The 7,132-nt window shown below is 57.2% G+C and carries 7 protein-coding genes and 1 pseudogene; all 8 read left to right on the top strand.

The annotated features are described in order from the left end of the window. A pseudogene (locus ACIQ3A_RS12675) lies at window positions 1-481 on the top strand (phosphate acyltransferase); the annotation flags it as partial. Beyond that, entirely contained in the window at window positions 478-1,455 is a 978-nt protein-coding gene (locus ACIQ3A_RS12670) for a beta-ketoacyl-ACP synthase III (RefSeq protein ID WP_396432090.1), read from the top strand. The pseudogene ACIQ3A_RS12675 and the gene ACIQ3A_RS12670, both read left to right, overlap by 4 nt. 66 nt (window positions 1,456-1,521) lie before the next feature. Beyond that, the gene (gene fabD / locus ACIQ3A_RS12665; protein WP_396432089.1) at window positions 1,522-2,472 is read left to right on the top strand and encodes an ACP S-malonyltransferase; all 951 of its coding nucleotides are present in this window, start codon (window positions 1,522-1,524) and stop codon (window positions 2,470-2,472) included. Beyond that, window positions 2,469-3,224, top strand: a complete 756-nt coding sequence (gene fabG / locus ACIQ3A_RS12660; RefSeq protein ID WP_396432088.1) for a 3-oxoacyl-ACP reductase FabG — start codon at window positions 2,469-2,471, stop codon at window positions 3,222-3,224. The genes fabD and fabG overlap by 4 nt, the downstream gene beginning before the upstream one ends. Before the next feature lie 62 nt (window positions 3,225-3,286). Then, on the top strand, window positions 3,287-3,523 hold the full coding sequence (gene acpP / locus ACIQ3A_RS12655; protein WP_019427049.1) for an acyl carrier protein: 237 nt from the start codon (window positions 3,287-3,289) through the stop codon (window positions 3,521-3,523). A 6-nt stretch (window positions 3,524-3,529) separates the two neighbouring features. Next, window positions 3,530-4,774 carry a beta-ketoacyl-ACP synthase II gene (gene fabF, locus ACIQ3A_RS12650; RefSeq protein WP_396432087.1) on the top strand — a complete coding sequence of 415 codons (1,245 nt, stop codon included), beginning with the start codon at window positions 3,530-3,532 and terminating at the stop codon, window positions 4,772-4,774. Between the two features lie 182 nt (window positions 4,775-4,956). Next, window positions 4,957-5,286 (top strand): hypothetical protein, encoded by a 330-nt coding sequence (locus ACIQ3A_RS12645; RefSeq protein WP_396432086.1) that lies wholly within the window; start codon window positions 4,957-4,959, stop codon window positions 5,284-5,286. A gap of 147 nt (window positions 5,287-5,433) precedes the next feature. Next, complete coding sequence (locus ACIQ3A_RS12640; RefSeq protein ID WP_396432091.1) at window positions 5,434-6,840, top strand: DegQ family serine endoprotease; 1,407 nt, start codon at window positions 5,434-5,436, stop codon at window positions 6,838-6,840. The last annotated feature ends 292 nt before the right edge of the window (window positions 6,841-7,132 follow it).

The following is a 7,132-nucleotide window of genomic DNA, read 5'->3' as shown; positions in this document are numbered from 1 at the left end:
TGGTGAACTGTTGCGATTTGCTGCCAATTCCGGAGATTTGAATTTCCATGGCAATGTCGAAGGCAATGATATTTTTAAGGGCACAGTCGACATTGTGGTCTGTGATGGCTTTGTCGGTAATGTGGCCCTGAAGGCCAGTGAGGGGCTGGCCACCATGGTCAGTAGCTTCCTCAAGGCAGAGTTTTCTCGCAACATCTTTACTAAAACTGCCGCTTTATTGGCTTATCCGGTCTTAACTGCTTTTAAAAACCGTGTGGATCACCGTCGCTACAACGGTGCTGCCTTGTTGGGTCTGCGGGGCCTGGTGTTCAAAAGTCACGGTTCTGCCGACGAGCTGGCATTTGAAAATGCCTTGATCCGCGCTTATGATGCAGTTCGCAACCAATTGTTGGATCGCGTTCGTGAACGCATCGCGCATGCTGCCCCCTTGCTGATGGGCGCTCAGGCTGAACGGACAGAACCAGCGGTCACACCTGTATGAGAATTTATTCCCGCATTCTGGGCACCGGCAGCTATCTGCCCGAAAATCGCCTGACCAACGCCGACCTGGCCGCCCAGCTGGCTCAGCAAGGGGTTGAAACTTCGGACGACTGGATCGTGGAGCGAACGGGTATTCGTGCACGCCACTTTGCAGCCGATGAGCAAGGCTGCAGCGATCTGGCCACAGAAGCCGCTCGCAAGGCATTGGATGCCGCTGGGTTGGCCGCACAGGACATTGACCTGATCATCGTGGGCACCTCGACGCCAGACATGGTTTTCCCCTCTGTTGCGACCATGGTGCAACACAAGCTGGGCGCTGCAGGGTGCCCGGCGTTTGACGTGCAGGCGGTTTGCAGTGGCTTCATTTATGCGTTGACGATCGCCGATGCCATGATCCAGACCGGTTCCGCCAAGCGGGCACTGGTCATTGGTGCGGAAGTGTTCAGCCGCATTCTCGACTTCAAGGACCGCACCACCTGCGTACTTTTTGGGGATGGCGCAGGCGCCGTGGTCCTAGAAGCCTCGGACGCGCCCGGAATTTTGGCCACTGATTTGCATGCCGATGGCAAACACAAGGATATTCTGTGTGTGCCAGGCCATGTGAACCGTGGCGGCATTTTGGGCGATCCGGTCCTGAAAATGGACGGGCAGGCTGTCTTCAAGCTGGCCGTGGGTGTGCTCGAAGAAACCGCCCGGGCCAGTCTGGCCAAGGCGAATTTGACCGATGCCGACATCGATTGGCTGATCCCGCATCAGGCCAACATTCGCATCATGCAAAGCACTGCCAAAAAGCTGAAGATGCCAGCCGACAAGGTAGTGGTCACTGTGGATCAACATGGCAATACTTCAGCCGCCTCCATCCCTTTGGCGCTGGACACTGCCGTTCGTGACGGGCGCATTCAGCGCGGCCAGACACTCATGCTTGAAGGTGTGGGTGGCGGCTTCACCTGGGGTTCGGTGTTATTGCGCTATTGAACGGACCCTTGCAGGTCAGTTGCGCCCGGCGAACTGACCTGATTTCACATTGATTCAGATAGGCTTATGACGACATTTGCTTTTGTTTTTCCTGGCCAAGGCTCCCAATCGGTGGGCATGCTGGACGCTTGGGGCGATCACCCTGCGGTGCTCGAAACCCTGAAAGAAGCCTCGGACGCCTTGGGTGAAGATGTGGCCAAACTCATTCACGAAGGCCCCAAAGAAGCCTTGGCCATGACCACCAATACCCAGCCCGTGATGCTGGTGTCGGCGGTTGCCGCATACCGGGCCTGGCTGGCCGAAGGGGGGGGCAAGCCCTCCGTGGTGGCGGGCCATTCCTTGGGTGAATACAGTGCCTTGGTCGCATCTGGGGTGCTCACTTTGGCACAAGCCGCCCCGCTGGTGCGCTTGCGGGCCGCGGCCATGCAGGAAGCTGTGCCTGTGGGCGTGGGCGCCATGGCTGCCATCTTGGGTCTGGACGCCGAAAAAGTGATGGCTGGTTGCCTGGAGGCGCAAGCCACTTTTCCCAGCGGTAGCCCGGAGGTGGTTGAGGCTGTGAACTTCAACGATGCTGCACAAACCGTGATTGCAGGTAGCAAGGCTGCAGTCGACAAAGCCTGTGAAGTGCTCAAGGCCATGGGCGCCAAACGTGCCCTGATCTTGCCTGTGTCGGCTCCTTTTCACTCCAGCCTGATGAAGCCTGCGGCTGAAAAATTACGCGAAAAGCTGGCCACACTGAGCCTGGGTGCGCCACAAATTCCGGTGCTCAACAACATCGATGTGGCCGTCGAAGCCGATCCATTTCGCATTTGCGATGCACTTTACCGCCAGGCCTTTGGCCCGGTGCGGTGGGTCGAATGCGTGCAGGCCATCAAGGCCCGCGGCGTGACTGTTTTGGTGGAATGTGGCCCTGGCAAGGTGCTGGCGGGCATGGCCAAGCGGATTGACCCTGAATTGAACGGTGTGGCCTTGTATGACCCGAGCACCCTGGCTGAAGTGAAAGGATTGTTGGCATGAGCGAAGTTCAAAAACCCGAAGCAAAACAAGTGGCGCTGGTGACCGGCGCCTCCCGTGGCATCGGTGCGGCCATTGCCTTGCATCTGGCCAAAGCCGGTTATGTGGTCATTGGCACCGCCACCAGTGACGAGGGTGCTGCCAAAATAAGCCAGGTCTTGTCGGCTTTTCCTGGCAGCCGCGGCGCGAATTTGAACGTCAACGATGCTGCCGCAGGCGAATCCTTGGTGGATGCCATCGTTAAGGAACTCGGCGGTCTGCAAGTGCTGGTCAACAACGCAGGCATCACCCGCGACACGCTGGCCATGCGCATGAAGGATGACGACTGGGACGCGGTGCTCGACACCAACCTCAAGGCGGTGTTTCGCATGAGCCGAGCGGTCATCCGCCCCATGATGAAGCAGCGCTATGGTCGCATCATCAATATCACCAGCGTGGTGGGTGCCTCAGGCAACCCCGGCCAAGCCAACTATGCTGCGGCCAAGGCGGGTGTGGCGGGCATGACCCGTGCACTGGCCCGTGAGCTGGGAAGCCGCAACATCACGGTCAACTGCGTGGCACCCGGTTTCATTGAAACCGACATGACCGCCAGCTTGCCCGAAGAACAGCAGAAAGCCTTGCTGGGCCAGATTCCTCTGGGCCATCTGGGCAAACCCGACGACATCGCCCATGCGGTGGCCTACCTGGCTGGCACACATGCGGGCTATGTCACAGGACAAGAATTGCATGTCAATGGTGGCATGTTCATGGCCTGATTTCCGGAACACCCTTCCGGACAGGTAAAATCTCCATTTTTCACAACCCTCAGAGGGACCCCATGAGCGATATCGAAGCACGTGTCAAAAAAATCATTGCCGAACAACTCGGCGTTGAAGAGTCACAAGTTACCAACGAGAAAGCCTTTGTGGCCGATCTGGGTGCCGACTCCCTGGACACTGTGGAACTGGTGATGGCACTCGAAGACGAGTTCGGCATCGAGATTCCTGACGAAGACGCAGAAAAAATCACCACGGTGCAAGCTGCGATCGACTACGCTCAAAGCAAGAAGGCCTGATCGACGATGACCCGGCGCCGCGTTGTAGTCACGGGTTTGGGATGCGTCAGCCCCGTAGGCAATACGGTCACCGACGCATGGGCCAACCTGCTTGCCGGTCAGTCCGGCATTGGCCCTATCACCCGTTTTGATGCTTCGGCCATGTCCTGCCGATTCGTGGGTGAAGTCAAGAACTTTGACCTCGAGTCCTACATCTCCGCCAAAGAGGCCAGGACGATGGACCGTTTCATCCACTTCGGCATTGCTGCAGCCGCGCAGGCCATTCAGGATTCAGGGCTGCCAACAGGCGATGCACTGGACGAAGAAGAAGCTTGTCGCATCGGTGTGGTGATCGGTTCGGGCATTGGCGGCTTGCCGATGATCGAAGATACCCATGCCGAATACATCGCCCGTGGTGCGCGGCGAATTTCCCCATTTTTCGTACCGGCCTCGATCATCAACATGATCTCTGGCCACGTGTCGATGCGCAGTGGTTTCAAAGGCCCTAATCTGGCTGTTGTGACTGCTTGCACCACAGGTTTGCATTCCATAGGCGAAGCCGGTCGTTTGATCGAATACGGCGATGCGGACGTGATGGTCGCCGGTGGCTCTGAAGCCTGTGTGTCGCCACTCGGTGTCGGTGGCTTTGCGGCCATGCGTGCCTTGTCCACCCGCAACGATGACCCCACAGCTGCCTCCCGCCCTTGGGACAAAGATCGGGATGGCTTTGTGCTGGGAGAAGGAGCTGGCGTGATGGTGCTCGAAGAGTACGAGCACGCCAAAGCACGTGGCGCGAAGATTTACGCCGAGCTGTCAGGCTACGGCATGAGCGCTGACGCAGGTCACATGACCGCACCCAGCATGGATGGCCCCCGCCGGGCCATGGTCAACGCCATGCGCAATGCCGGTGTCAATGCCGACCAGATTGATTACCTGAACGCCCACGGCACCTCCACACCATTGGGGGACATCAATGAAACCAATGCCATCAAGGCGGCTTTGGGCGCGCACGCTTACAAAACCGTGGTCAGCTCGACCAAATCCATGACCGGTCACCTGCTGGGTGGCGCGGGAGGCATCGAGAGTGTGTTCACCGTACTGGCGCTGCATCTGCAAAAAGTGCCTCCTACCATCAACCTGGCCAACCCCGACCCGGAGTGTGATCTGGACTACTGTGCCAACACGGCACGCGACATGAAAATCAACGTAGCCCTGAAAAACAATTTTGGTTTTGGTGGGACCAACGGTTCGTTGGTGTTTAAACGCATCTGACGCAGGTTGCAAGCATGCACAACGCCCCACCTGTGGCTTTCCCGGTGGGGCGTTTTGTTTGGGGCCGGGTCGCCTTGATGGGCTTGGCATTGATTTCGGCGCTGGGGCTTGTTGGGTGGCAAGTGTCTGGGCAGACAACGCTTGCCATGGTTTGCTCAGCCTGGTTTTTTTGGGCATTGTGCATGCTTGGCGCTCTCGTCTGGGGACCTCGCCAGGCTCTGCAAGGTGGGCGGTTCTTCTGGAGTGGTGAGGCCTGGCTCTGGCTGCCAGATGCAGGTAAAAACAAGAACGAAGAATTTCGCATTGAAGTGGCTGTGGGCTTGGATTTGGGGTCCAAGCTATTGCTGTTTGTCTGGAGGCTGGACGAGCAAGAAAAGCGATGTGGACTGCTGACCTTTGCCTGGTTGGAGGAAGTGACGATGCCCTCAAAGTGGCATGGTTTTAGATGCGCTGTATATTCGCGTGCGATGACAATCCACAACAAGGACGAGCCAATATCAGAGCATGCTTGAGGTGTCTTGAGCTGACTGAATTCACCCGCATTGGCAACAGCAAATTTGAACCTGGGTTGTGTCACCCTACAAGGAGCTTTTGTGCAGAAAAAAAGTTGGATTAAAACGGCCGCTACGGCCACACTTTTCAGTGCCTTGGCTGTGGCTATGGCATGGACGCCATCCGGTGCGGTGATCGCGCAAACCCAAAGCACGGTGGTGCGCAGTCTGCCTGATTTCACCGACCTGGTGGAGCAGGTGGGACCTTCGGTGGTCAATATCCGGACCCTTGAAAAAGTGCGCCCCAGCACACCGGGTGCCGCCACACCGGACGAAGAAATGCAAGAACTTTTCAGGCGGTTTTTTGGCGTCCCTATGCCGAACGCGCCCAGACAAGCGCCCCGCCAAAACAAACCGCAGGATGAAGCTCAGCCCCGGGGCGTGGGATCTGGCTTCATCTTGAGTGCTGATGGCTTCATCATGACCAACGCCCATGTGGTGGAGGGTGCCGACGAAGTCATGGTGACCCTGACCGATAAACGTGAATTCAAGGCGCGCATCGTGGGTGCGGACAAGCGCACCGATGTGGCCGTTGTCAAAATTCAGGCCACAGGGCTGCCTGCCGTCAAGGTGGGCGACGTGAGCCGTTTGCGTGTGGGTGAATGGGTCATGGCCATTGGTTCGCCTTTTGGCCTGGAGAGCACCGTCACTGCAGGCATCGTGAGCGCCAAGCAACGCGACACAGGCGATTATTTGTCGTTCATTCAGACCGATGTGGCGATCAACCCTGGCAACTCGGGTGGGCCGTTGATCAACATGCGCGGTGAGGTGGTGGGCATCAACAGCCAGATCTATTCCCGTTCGGGTGGATTCATGGGCATCTCGTTTGCCATTCCCATGGACGAAGCCATGCGCGTCAGTGAACAACTGCGCGCCAGCGGCCGCGTCAGCCGTGGGCGCATTGGGGTCCAGATTGCACCTGTGACCAAAGACGTGGCGGAGTCAATTGGTCTGGGCAAGGCGCAGGGGGTGTTGGTGCGGGGCGTCGAAGAAGGCTCGCCTGCTGACAAGGCTGGCATCGAGGCCGGTGACATCATCACGCGCTTTGACGGCAAGCCCATTGATAAGCCGGCTGACTTGCCCCGTGCGGTGGGCAACACCAAACCAGGCAGCAAAGTGGGCATCACGGTTTTTCGCCGTGGCGCCAACAAAGACTTGAACATCACGGTGGCCGAGATTGAGGCTGAGAAAGTTGCTGCTGCAGCCACACCCCCAGAGAAAACCGCACCTGCAGCCATCGGGCAGCACTGGGGCTTGAGCGTCAGCGATTTGACCGAAGCCCAAAAGAAAGAGCTCCGCGTGCGTGGTGGTGTGCGGGTGGATGCTGCAACCGATGCCGCTGCCAGGGCGGGTATTCGCGAAGGCGATTTGATCTTGGCGGTTGCCAATTTGGAAGTCACATCACTCAAAGACTTTGAGTTGGCCATGTCCCGTGTTGACAAGAGTCGACCGACCAGTGTCCTGATTCGCAGGGGTGACGGGGCGCAGTATGTGCTGATTCGACCCACCAAATAAATGGTCAGACTTGTCAAGAGTCCACAGTTTTTGAAGGTCATTGGCAGCATATCCAGGCCTTTTTGGGCCTGATTTCAACCAGTTTTTGATTTCTAAAAAAGATTTCTAAAGTTTGTACCAACTAACTTAATTCATCTGTCATGACGAATTTGGATAAAATCAGGCGTCTTGATCATCAATTGATGGCATAAAGTGCAGGGCTGAGTTCACGATGCGGGATTTCACACAGGAGTCCACCGTTGATCCACAGATGACCCACAAGTTGTTCAGGAAGATATTAAATCTGCTGTGA

The organism is Limnohabitans sp. (assembly GCF_044361985.1).
Classification (GTDB): domain Bacteria; phylum Pseudomonadota; class Gammaproteobacteria; order Burkholderiales; family Burkholderiaceae_C; genus Limnohabitans_A.
The sequence above is the reverse complement of the archived record's forward strand: the minus strand, read 5'-3'. Positions and strand labels throughout refer to the sequence as shown.

Bases quoted from the DNA above. Each gene is read 5' to 3' on its own strand.
- ACIQ3A_RS12670 (WP_396432090.1), top strand. From the start codon at position 478: ATGAGAATTTATTCCCGCATTCTGGGCACCGGCAGCTATCTGCCCGAA.
- fabD (WP_396432089.1), top strand. From the start codon at position 1,522: ATGACGACATTTGCTTTTGTTTTTCCTGGCCAAGGCTCCCAATCGGTG.
- fabG (WP_396432088.1), top strand. From the start codon at position 2,469: ATGAGCGAAGTTCAAAAACCCGAAGCAAAACAAGTGGCGCTGGTGACC.
- acpP (WP_019427049.1), top strand. From the start codon at position 3,287: ATGAGCGATATCGAAGCACGTGTCAAAAAAATCATTGCCGAACAACTC.
- fabF (WP_396432087.1), top strand. From the start codon at position 3,530: ATGACCCGGCGCCGCGTTGTAGTCACGGGTTTGGGATGCGTCAGCCCC.
- ACIQ3A_RS12645 (WP_396432086.1), top strand. From the start codon at position 4,957: ATGCTTGGCGCTCTCGTCTGGGGACCTCGCCAGGCTCTGCAAGGTGGG.
- ACIQ3A_RS12640 (WP_396432091.1), top strand. From the start codon at position 5,434: ATGGCATGGACGCCATCCGGTGCGGTGATCGCGCAAACCCAAAGCACG.